16 protein-coding genes and 1 pseudogene are annotated in these 19,696 nt (G+C 73.7%); 8 read left to right on the forward strand and 9 right to left on the reverse strand.

Annotated features, from left to right (window positions below; genetic code table 11):
* Positions 1-19: 19 nt before the first annotated feature.
* Complete coding sequence (mmsA, locus tag ACZ64A_RS26210) at positions 20-1,522, forward strand: CoA-acylating methylmalonate-semialdehyde dehydrogenase (RefSeq protein WP_469813605.1); 1,503 nt, start codon at positions 20-22, stop codon at positions 1,520-1,522.
* Positions 1,523-1,585: 63 nt separating this feature from the next.
* Here mmsA and ACZ64A_RS26215 read toward each other — a convergent pair.
* Positions 1,586-2,137, reverse strand: a pseudogene (locus ACZ64A_RS26215) (SCO4651 family lipoprotein); the annotation flags it as partial.
* Between the two features lie 464 nt (positions 2,138-2,601).
* On the opposite strand from ACZ64A_RS26215, the gene ACZ64A_RS26220 reads away from it, so the two are divergent.
* The 3 genes from ACZ64A_RS26220 to ACZ64A_RS26230 all read left to right on the forward strand — a co-directional run bounded on the left by ACZ64A_RS26220 (position 2,602) and on the right by ACZ64A_RS26230 (position 7,686).
* A complete protein-coding gene (locus ACZ64A_RS26220; protein WP_469813607.1) occupies positions 2,602-4,032 on the forward strand; it encodes an APC family permease in 1,431 nt (476 codons plus the stop codon).
* Between the two features lie 139 nt (positions 4,033-4,171).
* On the forward strand, positions 4,172-6,826 hold the full coding sequence (locus ACZ64A_RS26225) for an alpha/beta fold hydrolase (RefSeq protein WP_469813609.1): 2,655 nt from the start codon (positions 4,172-4,174) through the stop codon (positions 6,824-6,826).
* Positions 6,823-7,686, forward strand: coding sequence for an ABC transporter permease (locus ACZ64A_RS26230; RefSeq protein ID WP_469813610.1), 864 nt, complete (start codon positions 6,823-6,825; stop codon positions 7,684-7,686). Before ACZ64A_RS26225 ends, ACZ64A_RS26230 begins: the two co-directional genes overlap by 4 nt.
* Positions 7,687-7,786: 100 nt before the next feature.
* Here ACZ64A_RS26230 and ACZ64A_RS26235 read toward each other — a convergent pair whose 3' ends face one another.
* Entirely contained in the window at positions 7,787-8,182 is a 396-nt protein-coding gene (locus tag ACZ64A_RS26235; protein ID WP_469813612.1) for a rodlin, read from the reverse strand.
* Positions 8,183-8,441: 259 nt separating this feature from the next.
* Positions 8,442-8,840, reverse strand: a complete 399-nt coding sequence (locus ACZ64A_RS26240; RefSeq protein WP_469813614.1) for a rodlin — start codon at positions 8,838-8,840, stop codon at positions 8,442-8,444.
* A gap of 255 nt (positions 8,841-9,095) precedes the next feature.
* On the opposite strand from ACZ64A_RS26240, the gene ACZ64A_RS26245 reads away from it, so the two are divergent.
* From ACZ64A_RS26245 to ACZ64A_RS26260, 4 genes are all read left to right on the forward strand, one after another.
* Entirely contained in the window at positions 9,096-9,497 is a 402-nt protein-coding gene (locus tag ACZ64A_RS26245) for a rodlin (RefSeq protein ID WP_469813616.1), read from the forward strand.
* A gap of 363 nt (positions 9,498-9,860) precedes the next feature.
* Entirely contained in the window at positions 9,861-10,094 is a 234-nt protein-coding gene (locus ACZ64A_RS26250; RefSeq protein ID WP_361623061.1) for a chaplin, read from the forward strand.
* A 133-nt stretch (positions 10,095-10,227) separates the two neighbouring features.
* The gene (locus ACZ64A_RS26255) at positions 10,228-11,202 is read left to right on the forward strand and encodes a chaplin (RefSeq protein WP_469813618.1); all 975 of its coding nucleotides are present in this window, start codon (positions 10,228-10,230) and stop codon (positions 11,200-11,202) included.
* 201 nt (positions 11,203-11,403) lie between these two features.
* The gene (locus ACZ64A_RS26260; protein WP_469813620.1) at positions 11,404-12,783 is read left to right on the forward strand and encodes a glycoside hydrolase family 26 protein; all 1,380 of its coding nucleotides are present in this window, start codon (positions 11,404-11,406) and stop codon (positions 12,781-12,783) included.
* Between the two features lie 21 nt (positions 12,784-12,804).
* Here the strand turns inward: ACZ64A_RS26260 and ACZ64A_RS26265 are convergent, their stop codons facing one another.
* From ACZ64A_RS26265 to ACZ64A_RS26290, 6 genes are read right to left on the reverse strand one after another with little or no spacing between them, the layout of a single operon-like run.
* Complete coding sequence (locus ACZ64A_RS26265; protein WP_469813621.1) at positions 12,805-13,905, reverse strand: GNAT family N-acetyltransferase; 1,101 nt, start codon at positions 13,903-13,905, stop codon at positions 12,805-12,807.
* The gene (locus ACZ64A_RS26270) at positions 13,902-14,561 is read right to left on the reverse strand and encodes a YveK family protein (protein WP_469813623.1); all 660 of its coding nucleotides are present in this window, start codon (positions 14,559-14,561) and stop codon (positions 13,902-13,904) included. Before ACZ64A_RS26270 ends, ACZ64A_RS26265 begins: the two co-directional genes overlap by 4 nt.
* Positions 14,558-15,781: a glycosyltransferase gene (locus tag ACZ64A_RS26275; protein ID WP_469813625.1), complete on the reverse strand. Its 1,224-nt coding sequence runs from the start codon at positions 15,779-15,781 to the stop codon at positions 14,558-14,560. The genes ACZ64A_RS26270 and ACZ64A_RS26275 overlap by 4 nt, the downstream gene beginning before the upstream one ends.
* On the reverse strand, positions 15,778-16,611 hold the full coding sequence (locus ACZ64A_RS26280) for a polysaccharide deacetylase family protein (protein ID WP_469813627.1): 834 nt from the start codon (positions 16,609-16,611) through the stop codon (positions 15,778-15,780). The genes ACZ64A_RS26275 and ACZ64A_RS26280 overlap by 4 nt, the downstream gene beginning before the upstream one ends.
* Positions 16,595-18,316, reverse strand: coding sequence for a murein biosynthesis integral membrane protein MurJ (gene murJ / locus ACZ64A_RS26285; protein ID WP_469813629.1), 1,722 nt, complete (start codon positions 18,314-18,316; stop codon positions 16,595-16,597). The genes ACZ64A_RS26280 and murJ overlap by 17 nt, the downstream gene beginning before the upstream one ends.
* Positions 18,313-19,695 carry an O-antigen ligase family protein gene (locus tag ACZ64A_RS26290; protein ID WP_469813631.1) on the reverse strand — a complete coding sequence of 461 codons (1,383 nt, stop codon included), beginning with the start codon at positions 19,693-19,695 and terminating at the stop codon, positions 18,313-18,315. The genes murJ and ACZ64A_RS26290 overlap by 4 nt, the downstream gene beginning before the upstream one ends.
* Position 19,696: the final 1 nt, after the last annotated feature.

Below are 19,696 nucleotides of genomic sequence, written 5' to 3' on the forward strand. Positions count from 1 at the left end.
TGCGAAGGAGTAACTGGGCATGACGAAGATCGTCAACCACTGGATCGGCGGCAAGACCGCCGAGGGCACGTCGGGCACCTACGGTCCGGTCACCGACCCGGCGACCGGCGAGGTCACCACCAAGGTCGCCTTCGCGTCGGTGGAGGAGGTGGACGCGGCCGTCGCGGCGGCCCAGGACGCCTATCTCACCTGGGGCCAGTCGTCGCTGGCCCAGCGCACGACGGTCATGTTCCGCTTCCGTGCGCTGCTGGACGCCCACCGCGACGAGATCGCCGCGCTGATCACCGCCGAGCACGGCAAGGTGCACTCCGACGCGCTCGGTGAGGTGGCCCGCGGCCTGGAGATCGTCGACCTGGCGTGCGGGATCAACGTCCAGCTCAAGGGCGAGCTGTCCACGCAGGTCGCCACCCGCGTGGACGTCCACTCGATCCGGCAGCCGCTGGGCGTGGTCGCGGGCATCACGCCGTTCAACTTCCCGGCGATGGTCCCGATGTGGATGTTCCCGATCGCCATCGCCTGCGGCAACACCTTCGTGCTGAAGCCGAGCGAGAAGGACCCGTCGGCGTCGATGCGCATCGCCGAGCTGCTCGCGGAGGCCGGGCTGCCGGACGGCGTGTTCAACGTCGTGCACGGTGACAAGGTGGCCGTGGACCGGCTGCTGGAGCACCCGGACGTCAAGGCGGTGTCCTTCGTCGGCTCCACTCCGATCGCCCGCTACATCCACACCACCGCCGCCGCCAACGGCAAGCGGGTGCAGGCCCTCGGCGGCGCCAAGAACCACATGCTGGTCCTGCCCGACGCCGACCTCGACGCGGCCGCCGACGCGGCCGTCTCCGCCGCCTACGGCTCCGCCGGCGAGCGCTGCATGGCCATCTCCGCGGTCGTCGCGGTGGGCGCGATCGGCGACACGCTGGTGGAGAAGATCCGCGAGCGCGCCGAGAAGATCAAGATCGGTCCCGGCAACGACCCGGCGTCCGAGATGGGCCCGCTGATCACCAAGGCCCACCGCGACAAGGTCGCCTCCTACGTCGAGGGCGCCGCCGCCGAGGGCTGCGAGGTCGTCCTGGACGGCACCGGCTACACCGTCGAGGGCTTCGAGGACGGCCACTGGATCGGCCTGTCGCTGCTGGACAAGGTGCCGACCAGCGCCAAGGCCTACCAGGACGAGATCTTCGGCCCCGTCCTGTGCGTGCTGCGCGCGGACACCTACGAGGAGGGCGTGGCCCTCATCAACGCCTCGCCGTTCGGCAACGGCACCGCGATCTTCACCCGGGACGGCGGCGCGGCCCGCCGCTTCCAGCTGGAGATCGAGGCCGGCATGGTCGGCGTGAACGTGCCGATCCCGGTCCCGGTGGGCTACCACTCCTTCGGCGGCTGGAAGGACTCCCTCTTCGGCGACCACCACATCTACGGCAACGACGGCACGCACTTCTACACCCGCGGCAAGGTCGTCACGACCCGCTGGCCCGACCCGGCCGACGCCCCGGCGGGCGTGGACCTGGGCTTCCCGCGCAACCACTGACAGCCCCGCGTGACACCGGTGCCCCGCGCCTCCCGAGGGGAGGGGCGGGGCACCGGCGCGCGGTCAGTGGTGCTGCTGCCGCGCCTTGATGGCCTCGGTGAGGTCCCCGGTCTGCGCGGCGGGCGGCGCCGCGACGGTCGCCGTGGCGCCGAACTTCTCGAAGTCCATCGTGATCGACGCCCTGCCGAGCTGCTGCTTCACGCGCACCGGCAGGTCCTTGTCGCTGACCCAGACGTCCATGGTGATGGCGTCCACGCCGCCGGTCATGGAGCTGAAGAGGGTGTCGTCGCTGCCATAGGCCTGCCGGTACTTGCCCATGTGCGCCCGGTCGATGACGGCCTTGTAGTGGTGGGCGCGCTGCCCGTCGACGGTCTCGGTGCCGAGGTCGTCGACGTCGTTCGCGTACTTCAGGCCTCTCATGGAGGCCGAGGGGCTGCCGCCGCCGCTGCCGTTCATCGCCTGGGCGCCCTTGTCGCCGAAGAGCGCCGACGCGTCGATCTTCATCCACTCCTTGCCCTTGAGCGGGCCGGAGGGCTGCGGGTCGATGTCGTAGTAGTAGGCGCCGCCCGCGAAGATCATGCGGGTCTTGGGGGCGGCGTGCAGCTGCCGCATCCGGGCGGACTCGGTCGGCCGTTGCCGAGGTCGGTGGTTTCAACTGTGTCCGCCGACCCTATCCGGCCCCTCTGACACCGCCGACCTCGTCCCGCGCCCTCGGGGGACCTCCGGGGACGTCCGGATACCGGACGCGCTGACATTTTTTTGACACGTTCGCTTCGGTTCTCGTTTACCCCGGACGAAACGGGTGACGAAGGGGTGGCGGCTAGATGACCTTGGAAAGCAAGGTCACCTCACAAAGAGTCTTGCTGGTACCGCCAATAGGGCGTCACGGCCTGGGAAAGCGATGTCACGCAAGGTCTTCCGCAAGTGCGGAATCCGAAGGTAATCGGCCATTGACGTGACGGTTTTCGTCGGGGTTCCATTCAGCGCCGGGAGTGGATGACAACAGACGCAGACGATCCGCCGGAGGCGATAGCGCTCCCGCCCCCACCGCAGTCACACGAGTCGATCGGAACCGCCGCATGACCGACACGCTCCGTTCAGTCGAGAACGCCGTCCTAGAGGCTGCCTCAGAGGCCCCCAAGAAGCTCAAGCGCTCGATCGGAGTGGTCGGCGGCACCCTGCTGACCCTGTCCTGCGTCACACCCGCGTCCACGCTCTTCGTGATCGTGCCCGACCTGTTCTCCAGCCTCGGCACCGCGACCGCGCTGTGTCTCGCCATCGGTGCCCTGCTCTGCATCCCGATCGCCTTCTGTTACTCCGAGCTCGGCACCCTCATCCCCAGCGCGGGCGGCGAGTACGCGATCGTCTCCACCCTGGCCGGACGGCTCGCCGGCTGGCTGGCCTTCGTGATGTCGCTCCTCGTCGTGATGATCGTCCCTCCGGTCATCGCGATGGGCACCGCCGACTACCTCGCCCCGATCGTCCACCTCGACCCGTCCATGACGGGCGCCGGCGTCATGATCGCGGCCACCCTGGCCGGCCTGCTCGACCTGCGGGCCAACGCCTGGATCACCGGCATCTTCCTGGTGCTGGAGGTCGTCGCCGCCGGAGTCGTCGCCCTCCTCGGCTTCGCCCACTCCCAGCGCGGCGCGGGCAGCCTCGTCAGCTCGCTGCAGGTGGCCGGCGAACACGCCCACGTCAGCCCCGTCACCGGCATGATGGTCCTCTCCGGGCTCGCCATCGCGCTCTTCGCCACCCAGGGCTTCTCCACCGCCATCTACCTCTCCGAGGAGCTGGAGAACCCCCGCCGCAACGTCGCCCGTACCGTCCTCGCGACGCTGGCCATCTCCAGCGTGGTCATCCTGGTGCCGGTCGTGGCGATCACCCTGGGCGCCGACGACCTGAAGACCCTGAGCGGCGGCGACATCAGCAGCATGGTCATCGCCTGGTCCAACTCCGCCGTCGGCACCTTCGTCAGCCTGTGCGTCGCCCTCGCCATCATCAACGCGGGCATCGTCATGGTCATCCAGAACTCCCGTGTGCTGTTCGCGTCCGCCCGCGACAAGGCGTGGCCGTCGCCCGTCAACAACGCCCTGTCCAAGCTCGGCCGGTTCGGCTCCCCCTGGGTCGCCACCCTCGTCGTCGGCGTCCCCGGCGCCTTCCTCTGCTTCGTCAACCTGGACACGCTCTACGGCGTCACCGGCGTCGCCGTCACCGGCCTGTACCTGCTGGTCGCCATCGCCTCGTTGCTCTGCCGCCGCGGCGCCCACGCCGGCCGCTCCGCCTGGCGCATGCGGCTGTGGCCGGCCATGCCGATCCTGCTCATCGCCGTGCTGCTGTACATCCTGGTCGAGCAGGAGCCCTCGTACCTGCTGTGGACCGGCGGCATCACCGCCGTCGCCACCCTCTACTGGGCCCTGTACTTGCGCCCGCGCCGCGACACCCGCTGGCTGGTGTCGATCCCGGAGGACGCCGAAGAGGCGGCGGTCGCGGCGGACGCGGCTGCCTGACCCCACCCGGCCCGCACCGAACGAGGAGGCGGCGTACCGCGACCTCGGTACGCCGCCTCCTCGCGTACTCCCGCGGGAGGGCGCCGCCCTCGGCCCCTGGGCTGCCGCCGTTGTCAGCGGCGCACCGTACCGTTGACGCATGGATCTTCGCGGGCGCATCCCGAAGGGTGTGCGAGGGCTGCTGCACGGACCCCGACGGCTGCTGGCCGCCGGGGCCGCCCTCGTCGTGCTCGCCGGAGCCGGCACCTGGACGGCCGTCGCCTCCGACACCCCGGCCCCGGTGCACCGCACCGACCAGGTGCTCGCCGTCGACGGCGAACACCTGGACACCTCCTGGTTCACCGCCGGAGCCCCGGGCCGCCGCCCCGCCGTCCTGCTGGGGCACGGCTTCGGCGGCAGCAAGGACGACGTACGGCAGCAGGCCGAGAACCTCGCCCGCGACGGCTACGCGGTGCTGACCTGGTCGGCACGCGGCTTCGGCAGGTCGAGCGGAAAGATCGGGCTGAACGACCCGCGCGGCGAGATCGCCGACGTCCGGGCGCTCGTCGACTGGCTGGCCCGGCAGCCGCAGGTGCGCCTCGACAAGCCCGGCGACCCGCGCGTCGGCGTCGCCGGCGCCTCCTACAGCGGGGCCACCGCCCTCCTCGCCGCCGGGTACGACCGGCGGGTCGACGCCATCGCCCCGGCGATCACCTACTGGAACCTCGCCGACGCCCTGTTCCCTGGCGGCGTGTTCAAGAAGCTCTGGACGGGTGTCTTCTTCTCCACCGGCGGCGGCTGCGCGAAGTTCGAACCCGAGCTATGCCGGATGTACCAGCGGGTCGCCGAGACGGGACGGCCGGACGCAGCGGCACGGCGGCTGCTCGAAGAGCGCTCCCCCTCCGCCGTCGCCGGCCGCATCAAGGTGCCCACCCTGCTGGTGCAGGGGCAGAGCGACTCCCTCTTCCCGCTCGGCCAGGCCGACGCCGCCGCGCGCGCGATCCGGGCGAACGGCGCCCCCGTCGACGTCGACTGGATCGCGGGCGGCCACGACGGCGGCGACCTCGAGCCGGGCCGCGTCCAGAGCCGGGTGACCGACTGGTTCGACCGCTACCTCAAGGGCGAGCGCAGCGCCGCCACCGGGCCCGCCTTCCGCGTCACCCGCACCGGAGGCGTCGACTCCACCGACGGCACCGCCCAGCTGCGCGGAGCGAGCGGCGACACCTACCCGGGCCTGCGCGGCAGCCCGCGCGCCATCCCGCTGACCGGAGGCACCCAGCGCGTCGACAACCCGGCCGGCGCCTCCCCGCCCGCCGTCTCCGCCCTGCCCGGCCTCGGCGGCGGCACGGGCCTCGGACAGCTCTCCTCCCTCGGCCTCGGCGTCTCCCTCGACTTCCCCGGCCAGTACGCCGCCTTCACCTCGGCCCCGCTGACCCGCGACCTCACCGTCACCGGATCCCCGACGGCCACCGTGCACATCACCTCCACCAGCGACGACACCGTGCTCTTCGGCAAGGTCTACGACGTCGGACCCGGCGCCGCCCGCCCCGTGCTGCCCGCCCAGCTCGTCGCCCCCGTCCGCGTGGAGGGCGCCCGGCGCGGCAAGGACGTCACCCTCACGCTCCCGGCGATCGACCACGAGGTGCAGCGCGGTCACCGGCTGCGCCTGGTCCTCGCCTCCACCGACCTCGGCTACGCCTCCCCGGCCGCCCCGGCGACGTACACCGTCTCCCTGAAGGGCGCCCTGAGCGTGCCCACCGCGCCCGGTGTGACGACCGCCGCCGCGCCGCTGCCGTCCTGGGTGTGGTGGCTGCCCCTCGCGGGCGCCGTCGCGGCCCTCGCCCTGCTGCTCACCGCCCGCCGCCCCACCTCGGCCCCGGAGCCCGATCCCGCCCTGGCCGACGTGCCGCTGCAGATCACCCAACTGAGCAAGAAGTACGCCCGCGGCCAGAGCTACAGCGTGCGCGAGCTGTCCTTCCGGGTGGACAAGGGCCAGGTGCTCGGCCTGCTCGGGCCGAACGGCGCAGGGAAGACCACCACGCTGCGCATGCTGATGGGTCTGATCCGGCCCGACGGCGGGGAGATCCGGGTCTTCGGGCACGCGATCCGGCCCGGCGCGCCGGTGCTGTCCCGGGTCGGCGCGTTCGTGGAGGGCGCCGGCTTCCTGCCGCACCTGTCGGGCCGGGAGAACCTGGAGCTGTACTGGCGGGCCACCGGCCGCCCGCCCGGCGACGCCCACCTCGACGAGGCCCTGGAGATCGCCGGCCTGGGCAGCGCCCTCGACCGGGCCGTGCGCACCTACTCCCAGGGCATGCGCCAGCGCCTGGCCATCGCCCAGGCCATGCTCGGCCTGCCGGACCTGCTCATCCTGGACGAGCCGACCAACGGTCTCGACCCGCCGCAGATCCGCGAGATGCGCGAGGTGATGATCCGCTATGCGGCCGCCGGCCGCACGGTGATCGTCTCCAGCCATCTGCTGGCGGAGGTCGAGCAGTCCTGCACGCACCTGGTGGTCATGGACCGCGGCCGGCTCGTGCAGGCCGGCGAGGTCGCCGCGATCACCGGCTCCGGCGACACCCTGCTCGTCGGCACCGCCGCCCCTGTGCAGGGCGTGCTCGTGGAGAAGGTCGCCGCGCTGCCCGGCGTCGCCTCCGCGGTCCGCGCGGAGACCGGACTGCTGGTGAGACTCGGCGCGGACGGCACCGCGCAGGCCCTCGTCGCCGAGCTGGTCCGGCTCGACGTCCCCGTGACGTCCGTCGGCCCGCACCGCCGCCTGGAGGACGCCTTCCTCACGCTGATCGGAGGTTCCGCATGAGCACGCTGACCGAGCGGGGCGCCACGGCCTCCGGCTACCGTCCCGGCCGCACCCTGCCCCTGCGCGTGGAGCTGGTCCGCCAGCTGCGGCGGCGCCGCACGCTCGTCATGGGCGCGATCCTCGCCCTGTTGCCGTTCGTGCTGGTCGTCGCCTTCGCCATCGGAGGCGACCCGAGCGGCCGCAACGGCCGGGTGACGCTGATGGACACGGCCACCGCGTCCGGCGCCAACTTCGCCGCCGTCAACCTGTTCGTCTCGGCGGGCTTCCTGCTGGTCGTCCCGGTCGCCCTGTTCTGCGGGGACACCGTGGCCTCGGAGGCGAGCTGGTCCTCGCTGCGCTATCTGCTGGCCGCGCCCGTGCCCCGCGCGCGGCTGCTGACCTCGAAGCTGCTCGTCGGGCTCGGCCTCAGCCTCGCCGCGATGGTGCTGCTGCCGCTCGTCGCGCTCGCCGTCGGCACCGCCGTCTACGGCTGGGGACCGCTGCAACTCCCCACCGGCGGCGCCCTCGACGCCGGCACGGCGGCGCAGCGGCTCGCGGTGGTCGTGGCCTACGTCTTCGTCTCCCAGCTGGTCACCGCGGGCCTCGCGTTCTGGCTGTCGACGCGGACCGATGCCCCGCTCGGCGCGGTCGGCGGCGCGGTCGGGCTGACCATCGTCGGCAACGTCCTCGACGCCGTCACCGCCCTCGGTCACTGGCGTGACTTCCTGCCGGCGCACTGGCAGTTCGCCTGGGCCGACGCCGTCCAGCCCCGCCCGGAGTGGTCCGGCATGATCCAGGGCAGCGCCGTGTCGGTGACGTACGCGCTGGTGCTGTTCGCGCTGGCCTACCGGGGCTTCGCCCGCAAGGACATCGTCAGCTGACCCTGCCGGTGGCGCTCACGTGCAGCGTCCGGACAAGACGAACGGCGGGCCACCGGGGGAAACCCGGTGACCCGCCGTCTCGCGGAGGCGATGCGTCGGATCAGCCGTTCTCGGCGAGCACCGAGATGTCGTCGAGGACGTGCGACAGAGCGTCGTCGCCCTTCGCCTGCGTGGAGTTCTCGGCGCACTGCTGGTACTGCGGCGAGGACAGGACCGGGATGTCCTGGACGCCGACGTTGACCAGGGCGAGGATGTTCTGGACGTCGGCCTTGGCCGGCAGGCCGATGCAGGGCTTGTTCAGCGAGCCCTGGACCAGCGAGAGCTGCGGGCTCTGGTCACCGAACGTGGCCGAGTTGCCGAACTCCGACTTGGCGCCGTTGCCGCTGGCGGACCAGGTGCCGTCGCCGTCACCGTGGGCGAGGGCCTGGGGAGCGGTCGCCGCCGTCACACCGGCGAGCGTCGCGGTGAGAGCCGCGGTGGCCCACAGCTTCTTCATGTTCTTTTCCCTTCGAAAAAGCGGACTCCAGGGGAGGAGCTGCATGATCGTCAACGTTCGGGAGGCCGCCCGGGTTGCGGCTTGTGCCCCGATTGGAGTAACGCACTCCGGCGTGGCTCACGCGCCTCACCGGTGAACCCGGCGAGCAACCTCCGGTACGACGAAGAAGCGAGCCGCCGGGGGGAACGGCGGCTCGCTGAGGGCCGGCGGGGCCGGCCCAGGACTCGACGGGGCGAGCCCGATGCCCGGGAGGGACCCGTCAGCCGTTCGAGGCGAGGACCGCGAGGTCGTCGAGGACGTGCGACAGCGAGTCGTCACCCTTGGCCTGCGTGGAGTTCTCCACGCACTGCTGGTACTGCGGCGAGGACAGGATCGGGATGTCCTGGACGCCGACGTTGACCAGGGCGAGGATGTTCTGGACGTCGGCCTTGGCCGGCAGGCCGATGCAGGGCTTGTTGAAGGAGCCCTGGATCAGCGCGAGCTGCGGGCTCATGTTCCCGTAGGTGGCCGAGTTGCCGAACGACTGCGTAGCGCCGTTGCCGCTGGCGGACCAGGTGCCGTTGCCGTCGCCGTGCGCGAAAGCCTGGGGCGCGACGGCAGCGGAGGCGCCGACGACGGAGGCGGCGACCGCGGCGGAAGCCAGTACCTTCTTGATCACTTGCTTGTCCCTTCTGAAGAAACCCCGTCACCGGAGCGTCCTGGTCAACTCCCCATGGCGGGCTAGGTTCCTGCCATTCACTCCGATGGCCCACAGTGCGGAACCGGCTCGGCGACCCGTTCCGCGCGCATTTCCGTGAATGCCGCGCCGCCGAACGCGCCGATCGGGTGAAGACCCGCAACCATTCCCCTTCCGCCGGGTTGATGCGGGGGCAGGAACACGCGTCTTGGCCAGGTGCCAGGAAAGGAAAGCGAAATGCTGAAGAAGGCAATGGCCGCGGTGGCGGTCGCCGCGTCGGTCGCCGGTGTCACGGCTGCGGCAGCCCCCCAGGCGCTTGCCACCGGCGACGGCAACTCCACGTGGTCCGCGAGCGGTAACGGCGCCCACGAGTCGTTCGGCAACTCGGTCACCAAGGGCAAGATGAGCCCGCAGGCGACCCTGGTCCAGGGCTCCGTCAACAAGCTCTGCGTCGGCCTGCCGGCCAAGGCGGACGTCCAGAACATCGCCGCGATCATCGCCAACGTCGGTGTCCAGGACATCCCGGTCCTGTCCGCCCCGCAGTTCCAGGAGTGCGCCGAGAACTCCACCCAGGCCAAGGGCGACGACCCGGCGTCCCACATCCTGGACGACATCTCGGTCCTCGCCGCGAACGGCTGACCCACGCCGTCCACCTCGCGCCGCGGCCGTCCGCACTCCTCACGCGGGCGGCCGCGGCGCGGTCCGCGCGGCCGTGTCGGCCCGGGACATTTCCCTTTTTCCGCCGTGGCGGCGCGGCGTTCTCCTTCTTCTTCCCGACCGTGCTGCGGTCCGGCAAACGGGTTCACACAAGATGCCCGTGTGTTCATCTGACAAGGCGTTCGAGTGAATTACCCGGCGACACACGTTCCGTCGGTTCAGCGAATGTCTATCTCTCGTTCTGCAGCCTGCAGGTCATGGTGCGAGCCGTTCCGACTGCGCTCGCTCGGTTCTGCCCGAAAGGGCCGGCCGACACGGTGCATGACCGCAGAGAAGGGAAATTCCATGAAGAAGTGTGCCGCTGTCGTCGCCGGCCTGGTCCTGGCTCTCGGCGCTGCCGCCCCCGCGTTCGCCGACGGCGGCGCGTCGGCCGAGGGTGCCGCCGTCAACTCCCCGGGCTTCCTGTCCGGCAACGTCGTCCAGGTGCCGATCAACCTGCAGGCCAATGTCTGCGGCAACAGCATCAACGTGATCGGTCTGCTCAACCCGGCGTTCGGCAACGTCTGCGTCAACGACTGACGCTCAGGACATCTCAGCCGCTCGGCTGTGACAAGGCCGGCCTTGGACCACGGCTTCACTGTGCCAAGGCCGGCCTTTTCCTACCTCTCCCAGCAGGAAGACCACGAGATTGCGACAGAGCCTGAGCAGGGGAATGGTCGCTGCCGCCGCCGCGACGAGCATTCTGTCCCTGTACGGAAGTCCCGCCCTCGCCGACGCGGATGCGGCCGGCGTGGCCCACTACTCGCCGGGCGCCCTGTCCGGCAACAGCGTCCAAGTCCCGGTCGAGGTGCCGCTGAACGCCTGCGGCAACTCCATCGACGTCATCGCCGCTCTCGACCCGGCGTTCGGCAACTCCTGCGCCAACGCCGCGCGCTCCCACGCGCCGCGCGCCCACACCAGGTCGTCCGACGACGACGGTCACGGCGACGACTTCCCCGGCGCCGGTGTGCACGTCCCGGGCGGCGTCCATGTCCCGGACATCCCGGGCGTGGGCCACGGGCACTCGTCCGGCGGCGGGCACGACGAGACCTCCGGCGGGGGTTACGGCGACACCCCGGGCGGCGGGCACGACGACACCCCCGGCGGAGGGTACGGCGACACCCCGGGCGGTGGACACGGTGACCACTCCGGCGGGGGCTACGGCGACACCCCCGGTGGCGGATACGGCGACCACTCGTCACCGCCGCACACCACGCCGCCCCCGTACACGAGCCCGCCGGTGACGACGCCGCCTCCCACGACGAGGCCGCCGCACACCTCGCCCCCGCCGCACACCTCACCGCCCCCGCACACGAGCCCGCCGGTGACGACGCCGCCTCCCACGACGAAGCCACCACACACCTCGCCCCCGCCGCACACCTCACCGCCCCCCACCACGAGGCCGCCGCACACGTCGCCTCCGCCGCACACCACGCCCCCGCACACCACCCCTCCGCCGCACACGACCCCGCCGTACAGCACTCCGCCCGGCGGGGAGCACGGTGGGCACGGGCACCACGGGCATCACCACCCGAGCCTGCCCGAGACCGGTAGCGCCGCCATGCTGGCCGCGTCCGGAGTCAGCGCCGCGCTGATCGCCGGCGGCGTGATCCTGTACCGACGGGGCCGTTCCGCGTCTCATCGATGACCCCTTCGGCCTTCGGCCCCGCACCTCCCCGGTGCGGGGCCTTCTCGTGCCCGGGCCCCGCCCGTCACCTGTGCGGGGGAGTGCCTCACCCGGACGCGGCGGCACGGTGGCAGATCGTCCTCTCGTATGACTGAGTGTCAGTAACTCACGGCGTGTCAGCCGGCTCCGGCCGACGGCGCGGGAGCGGAGAGAGGAGCAGGCATGGCCCCACAGCAGCGACGCGCACGGTGCCGGCGGACGGCGGTCCTCGCGGCCGTGGTCGCCGCGTCGGCGGCCCTGGCCCCGGTCCCCGGCTTCGCCGCCGGCCCCGTCCGGCCCGGCGACCCGCCCGCTCCCGCTCCGGTCACCGCGGCGTCACCGGCCGCCCCCGCCCCGGCGCCGTCCTCGGCGGCCCCGCCCGCCACGACGACGCCCCCCGCACCGCCCGCCACGACGGTGACCGCTCCGGCCCCGCCCGGCGCGTCGAAGAGCCCCGAACCGGTCGTCCCCGCCTTCGGCGCCTACCTCGACTACGGGCCGCTCGGGGTGGCCCGGATGGCCGCGCTCAGCCAGTGGCTGGGCGGTGCCGAGATCCGCGTCGGCCACACCTATCTGCCGGGCGACCGCTGGCGGAACATCGAGGGGCCGCCCGGCTTCCTCGACGTCTGGGCGGACTGGCGGCGCCAGAAGGCCGACCGGATGCTCGTCCTCAACGTGCCCATGCTGGAGCGCAACGAGGAGGGCGTCCCCGACGCCGAGGTCCGCCGGATGCTCCGGCAGGGCGCCGCCGGGCAGTACGACCACCACTTCCGCAGGCTCGCCGAGCGGCTGGTGGAGCTCCAGGTGCCCGACACGGTGATCGTGCTCGGCTGGGAGATGAACGGCATCACCTACACGCACCGCTGCGGCCCCGACCCCCAGGCGTGGAAGGCGTACTGGCAGCGGATCGTCACCGCCATGCGGTCGGTGCCGGGGCAGCGGTTCCGCTTCGACTTCACCCCGAGCCGCGGCCGGGACGCGGTGCCCTGGACCGAGTGCTACCCCGGTGACGACACGGTCGACATCGTCGGCATGGACGCCTACGACCAGCCGTCCGGGATGCCCTTCGCCGAGCAGGTGCGCGAACCCTACGGCCTGCAGGCGCACGCCGACTTCGCCAAGGCCCACCACAAGGCGATCTCGTTCCCGGAGTGGGGCCTGTTCCGCAACGGCGACAACCCGGAGTACATGCGCGGCATGCTCGCCTGGATGGCCGAGCACAAGCCGGTGTACAACACGCTGACCGACTACTGCCCGCACGGCGTCTGGCAGTGCTCCGGCAACCCGCGCGCCGCCCAGGTCTACCGGTCCGTGCTGTCCGGCCAGGGCCACCCGGCCACCCCGCAGCCGACCGAGCCCACCACCCCGGTCACGCCGGTCACACCGCCCACCGTGCCCACCGCGCCGTCCACACCGGTCACCCCCGAGCCCCCGACGACGCCGAAGCCGTCCAAGAGCTGTTCGCCGCTGGACCTGGGCGACTGGGTGGAGTACTGGCTCGGCGGGAAGCTGTGCATCAAGGTCGACTGGTTCACCCGCCACCGCCAGGGGGCGCCCCGCTAGGGTGTCCCGTCGATCAGGCCGTCACCCGCGGCGCCGCAGCAGCTCCTTGGCGCGGCGCCGCGCTGTCGCCTCGCCGAGCGCCGCCGCGAGCAGCGGCGCCGTACGCCGGCGGGCCAGCAGCAGCCGCTGGTTGACGACCGGTTCGGGACGCCAGTGCCGCTTGTACGGCTCGTCGCCGCGCAGCAGGCTCAGCGTGCCGGGCGCGCGGGCGTGTCCGGCGCAGGCGTCCAGCAGCATCACGGCCACGTCGGCCTTGCGCTCGCGCAGGGCGGGATGGGCGCCGTACAGGTAGCCGCCCGTCAGGTGCGGCGAGCGCAGGGTCAGGTCGACGGCCACCACCTCCTCGTCCAGCAGGAACTCGGTGACCACGGCGTCGCCCGAGCGCACCATCGCCCCCGCAGCGCGCGCCAGATGGTCGCGGAACCGCGGCAGCAGGTGCTCGCCGGTCACCCCGCGGTCCTGCCACTGCAAGCGGTGCAGCCGAAGCAGGCACTCCACCGCCTCCGGCACCCGGTCCGCGTCCACGCTCCGGCGCCGCACGCCGAGCGCGTCGAGCCTGCGCAGCTTGGCCCGCACCCGCTGCTGCGCCTTCGCCGAGGGCAGCCGCGCGACCAGGTCGCCGAGCGGGACGGCGGGCAGCTCCAGGCACAGGGAGTCCGCCACCCGCCGCCGGGGGCCGGGCCAGCGGTCGTGGACGGCCTGCGCCGCGCCGCCGGGCCGCACCTCGCGCAGGTCGATCAGCGCGGTGCGGGCGGCGTCGGCGAGCAACCCGGTCAGGGCGGTGAGCGCGGCGTCGGCGTGTGCGTCGTCCACCAGTACGTCGCCGTAGTCGGAGATCGCCCCGCCCAGCGGCACCAGCGCGGGCAGCGGCCGGTGCACGGCGGTCAGCGGGGCCGCGGCGACCAGATCGGCGCCGTGCCGCACCAGCAGCAGCCGCAGCCGGCCCGGACGGCCGTACGACAGCCACCAGGAGTGCAGCCAGGGGTGGGTCTGGAACGGGGTCGCGGTGGAGCAGCGCCGGTGCAGCCGGGTCCAGGCCGGCCCGAGGGCGGCGAAGGCGGCCTCGTCGGTGACGACCTCGGTGGCGTACCGCGGCGGTGCCTGTGCGGGTGCCAGGGTCACAGCGTGCCCTGCGCTTCGGCGGCCAGGGCCGGGCCCGGCACGGACGCGGGGCGCGCACCGGCGGCGCCCTCGCCCTCGCGGCGCGGGCGGACCAGCAGCGCGAGGCCGCCGAGCAGTCCGCCCGCACTCGTCCCCACCAGCGTGGTGAGCGCGGCGGAGGCCGAGGACGGCTCGGACGGCTTCAGGGCGCGGGCGAACTGGCGGAGTTCGACATGGGTGGTGCCCTTGTTGTCGTCGGCGTGCCGGGTCAGGGCGCGGGCGACGGCGTTGGCCATGTCGGCGGCCAGGGCGGGCCGGGAGGAGGTGGCGGTGACGGAGACCATCGGGGCGTCCGGTGAGGTCGCCGTCTGCACGCTGCCGCGCAGCTCCGCCGCCGGCACGCCGGCCGCGCCCTGGGCGTCGCCGAGCACCGCGAGCTGGGTGGCGACCCGGCCGTAGGCCTGCGCGAAGCCGAGCGCGGACGCCGGGTCGGCCTTGTCGGTGGGGACGGCCACGACATAGGCGGTCGCCGTGTACTGAGCGGGTGTCAGCACGCCGTACGCCCCGCCGGCCAGGGCGCCGGTCAGCGCGCCGGCCGCGAGCAGCGCCCACGGCGGCAGCGCCCGGGCCCGGGCGAGAAGGGGACGGCGGTGGGCGCGGGCGGGGGTGTCGGTCATGACATGCCGGCTTTCTGCGCGGGTGCGGTGCGTGACGGGGTGGAGGTGGCGGTGAGGGCGGCCGTGTACACGTCCATGAGCCGGGCGGCGCTGCGGCCGATGGCGTAGTGGCGGGCGGCCTGCGGGACGGTGTGCCGCACGGGTCCGCGGGCGCGGACCTCGGCGATGGCCGCGGCGAACTCCGCGGAGCCGCCCGTGACCTTGCGGGCGCCCGCCGCGGTGTGCGGGGGCAGGTCCTCCAGGGCCGGGCAGGAGGCGTACAGCACGGGCAAGCCCGAGGCGAGGCCCTCGACGACGGCCAGGCCGAACGCCTCCTCCGCGGACGGTGAGACCAGGACGTCCATCGCGCTGGCCAGCGACGGCAGGTCCGGGCCGGGGCCGCCGTCGGGCAGGGCGGGCCGTTCGCCGGTGAACAGCACCCGGTCGGCGACTCCGGCCTGCCGCGCGGCGCGGCGCAGCGACGGCTCCTGCGGGCCGCCGCCCACCAGCAGCAGCCGGCAGTCGCCGGGCAGGCGGGCGAACGCGCGGATCAGGACGTCGAAGCGTTTGCCGGGGGCGAGCCGCCCGATGCCGCCGACGACGTAGGCGTTCTCCGGCAGGCCCAGGTACCGGCGGGTGTCCAGCCGGCGCAGCGGGTCGAAGCGGAAGCGCTCCACGTCGATGCCGTTGGGGACGACCGCGACGCGGGCGGCGGGCACACCCCACCGGTCGAGCCGTGCGGCGACCGTCGGGGAGACGGCGACGGTCGCCGCCCCGAGGCGCTCACCGGCCAGGTACAGCGCGCGTACCCCGGCGGACAGCGGGCGGCCCTCCATCTGGGTGTCGCCGAGGGAGTGCTCGGTGGCGACGACCGCCCGCACCCCGGCCAGACGCGCGGCGATCCGGCCGTACAGGCAGGCCCGGTACAGATGGGTGTGCACGAGGTCGTAGCCGCCCGCGCGGATCACCTTCACCAGGCGGGGCAGCGCGGCCAGGTCGCGGTTGCCGGCCATGGCGAGGTCGATGACCCGCACCCCGTCGGCGACCAGGCCCGCGGCGACCGGGCCGGGGTTGGTCAAGGTGACGACGTCGCACGCGACGGGCAGGTGCCGCAGCAGCAGCCGCAGTTGCTGCTCGGCGCCACCGACCCCGAGACCGGTGATGACGTGCAGGACCTTCAGGTGCGCGGCCTGCACGTGCCCGGCCTGCACGTGCGGGGCTTTCCTGTGCGGGGCCTTCATCGTGCTCCTTCCCGGCGCGAGGCCGGCGCGCTCGTCGTACCCGGCGCATCCGGCTTGCTCGGCTGACTCGGCTGGCTCGGCGCGAGCGGCCGGCGGCGCAGCCGGTGCAGCCGGTGTTTGAGGAACAGCCGTACGGCGGTGTCGCGCTGGTCGACGTGGACACGGGGCAGCGCGTGCGGACCGGTCAGCGCGCCGGGGTCGATGGCGCAGGCGTAGCTGTATCCGGCGCTGCGTACGGCGGCCACCGCACGGTCGTCGACGGCGCCGTAGGGATAGCAGAAGCCGCGCACCTCCCGGCCGGTGACCTCGATGAGCAGGGCGCGGCTCGCGGCGGTCTCGGCGCGCAGCGTCGCCTCGTCGGCACGGGTCAGGTCGACGTGGGTGAGACCGTGCGAGCCGATCTCGACGCCGGCCGCCGCCGCCCGCCGCACCCCGTCGGCGGTCAGCAGCGGCTTGCGCGGGCCGAGCGGGTCCCAGGCGTTGTCACCGCCGAGCCGGCCGGGCAGCACGAACAGGGTGGCGCCGAAGCCGAAGTGGCGCAGCAGCGGCAGGGCGTGGTCGACGAAGTCGGCGTACCCGTCGTCGAAGGTGAGCCCGACCAGGCCGCGCCCGGTCCCGCGGGCGCGGGCGGCGAGCAGGTCGGCCAGGGACACCCCGCGCAGCCCGTGCCGGCGCAGCCACCGGAACTGCGCGGCGAGCCGGTCGGGGGTGACCGTGATGCGGTAGGGGTCGTCGCGGCTGTCGTCCACCGAGTGGTACATCGCCACCCACGGGAAGCGGCCCGGTCCGACGCGGACGCCCCGGGTGGAGTGCTCAACGGGTGCGGCCATGCGTGATCCTCCGTGTGACGGTTCGTACGGAGCGGAGTGCGGGGGCGCAGCCCTCGGCGCCCAGCGCGAGACAGAGCAGGGCGAACACACAGGTGACGGTGGCCCCGCCCACGGCCAGACCCGCCACCGCCGACTCCGGGCGGCTCGCCGCGAACGCCCCGGCCGCCGTAGCCGCCACCGCCGCCGTGAGCGGCCGGATCAGCTCGCGCAGCACGCGCGGCACGCGGACCGGGACGCCGAGCGCACCGGCCCGCGCCAGCAGCAGCGCGGCGGTCACGGTGATGCCGCAGGCGTTGGCCGCGGCGATGCCCCGCACCCCCCAGGGGCCCACGGTCGCCGCACCCAGCCAGCAGGTCACGGCGATTCCCGCGGCCATCGCGGCGACCGGGTACCAGGTGGCGCGGCCCGCCGAGAAGTACGCGCGCACCAGCACGCCGACCAGGGTCTGGCCGAGCAGCCCGAGCGCGTACACCCGCATCACACCGGCCGTCGCAGCGGTGTCCCGGGCGGTGAACGCGCCGCGCTGGAAGAGGAGTCCGACGATCTGCGGGGCGCAGGCCCAGGCGACCGCGGTGCCGAGCAGGACCAGGCAGGTGGCCAGCGCCAGGTCCCGTTCCACCCGGCCGCGGGCCCGCTCGGTGTCGCCGTCGGCCAGGGCGCGGGCCACCACCGGGAAGGTGACCGTGCACAGCATCACCGACAGCGTCATCGGGATCTGCGCCACCTTCTGCGCGTAGTTCAGGTGCGAGATCGCCCCGGCCGGGAGGGCGGAGCCGAGGTAGCGCTCGATCAGCACCTGTGACTGCCGGCACAGCGCGAACAGCAGCACACTGCCGAGCAGCGCCAGCGCCACCGGCTGCGCCCCGGCCTCCTGCCCGACGGCCCCCTGCACAGCCCTGTGCCGCCGCAACTGCCGAACCAGCGAAGGAAGTTGTACGACGACCATCAGGCAGCCGCCGACCGCGACACCGGCCGCGGCCGCCCGCACCCCGAACCGGCCGCCGAGCAGCGGCATCACCGTGATGATGCCCGCGTTGTAGGCCACGTAGATCGCCGCCGGGGCGGTGAAGCGGCGGTGCGCCCGCAGCAGGGCGCTGCAGTACCCGGCGAGCCCGAAGCTGAGCACGCAGGTCGCCGTGAGCCGGGTGCAGTCCGCGGCGAGCGCGGGGTCGGGCAGACCGGGGGCGAGTACCTGTACGACGTAGGGCGCGGTGGCGATCAGCAGCGCGCCGGTCGCGGTGAAGGCGAGCGCGAGGCGGGGCAGGGTGGCGGCGAGCAGCGCGCGCACCGGATCGCCGGGCGCGCCCCGCGCCCGACGCGCCAGGGCCCGGCTGAACGCAGGCACCAGAGCGAACGCCAGTCCGTCCTCGATGAGCAGCGTCGCCGCGAACTCCGGCACCGTCCAGGCGACGAGGAACGCGTCCGTGCCGCTCCCGGCGCCGAACAGCCGCGCCAGCGCCTGGTCGCGCACCAGCCCGAGCAGCGCCCCGGCGACGGAGAGCGCGGCGGTGACGAGCGCGGCGCGGGCCAGGAAACGCGAGGAGACGGGGGTGAGGTGGTCGCCGGAGGAGTCGTGGGGCGCCGTCGCGGGCGGGGGCAGGGGAAGGGCCGCGGACACGGGTGGGTGCGCGTCGCCGGCCGGGACCGGGGGACCGGCCGGAACCGGCGGACCGGTGCGAGGGGTGCCGGGAGGGGTCACCGTCATCGCGGGACCCCCTCCCCGCGGGCGGTCCCCGTCCGGCCCGTGGCCTCTCCGCGGCCGGTGGCCTCTCCCCGGCCGGCGGTCTGCCCTCGGCCGGCGGTCTCCGCCAGTGCCCACCACGCCGTCAGGCCCAGGCACACCGCGGTCAGGACCGTCGAGGGGCCGCCGATGTCGGCGTACGCGAAGTCGACGAGCTGCCACAGCAGCAGCCCGCAGGCGACCAGCGCGCAGTCGAGGGCGGGGTTTGCGTGCCGGCGGGTGCGCAGCAGCCCGCGCACGGCGCACACCAGCAGCGCCAGCCAGCCGCCGGCCAGGGCGAGCAGACCGAGCAGGCCTTGTTCGCTCAGCACCAGCAGGTACATGTTGTGCGGGGACAGCAGCGGCTGCCGGCGGAAGGCGGCGCCCGCGCCCTCGGTGTCGCTGCCGGAGGACAGGGCGAGGGAGGCGTGCGCGTCCCGGTGCTCCGGGAAGCCCTTCAACCCGACGCCGGTCAGCGGCTGTTCGCGCCACATGTCCACGGCGGCCGCCCACAGGGTGTACCGGTCGGTCACCGACTGGTCCGGCGCGTCGGTGACCCGTGTGATGCTGCTGATCCGCTCCTGGAGCATCACCGAGCCGACGCCGAGCCCGCCCACCAGGACCACGCCCGCAGCCACCACGGCCGCCGCGACCTTCAGCGCCCGCCGCACCCCGGCCAGCACCAGCTGTACGGCGCAGGTCACGGCGGTCGCGATCCACGCGCCCCGGCTGAAGGACACCGCGAGCGGCAGCAGCAGGGCCACGGCGCACACACCGGCGGCCGTCCGGCGTCGTACGTCCGCGTGGCCGAGCGCCAGGCCGACGGCGGTCACCAGGCCCAGGGAGACCACGGTGGCCATGCCCATCACGTCCTGCGGGCCGAACGTGCCGACGGCGCGGACGTCCTCGCCCTGGTAGGAGGCGCCGGTGGCGGTGAGGTACTGGTGCACGCCCACCGCCCCCTGCCACAGCGCGAGCCCGACCAGCGCCCAGGCGAGCAGCCGCGCGTCGCGCCGGTCCCGGACCAGCAGCAGGACCGCCGCCGGGACCAGGACGAAGACCTGGAGGTAGCGGCCGAGACCGGAGATCCCGGCACCGGCCGAGGCCGCGTGCAGCGCCGCGAGCGACACCCCGGCCACCGGCATCCCGAGCACCACCGCCGCCGTACGGGACAGGGGGCGGCGCCGCTGCCGCAGCAGCCGTACGACGCACACCAGGACCACCAGCGCGGACACCGCGTCGGCGGGGCCCGCGCCGCCCTCGGCGTCCGGGTTCTGCGGCAGGGCGAGCAGGGCGAGCACGGCCACCACCGCCCACACCGGTGACATCGGCGGGCGCAGCGGCTGCGGCAGGGCGATGCTCATG

The sequence above is a fragment of the Streptomyces sp. NPDC104814 genome (assembly GCF_055583185.1).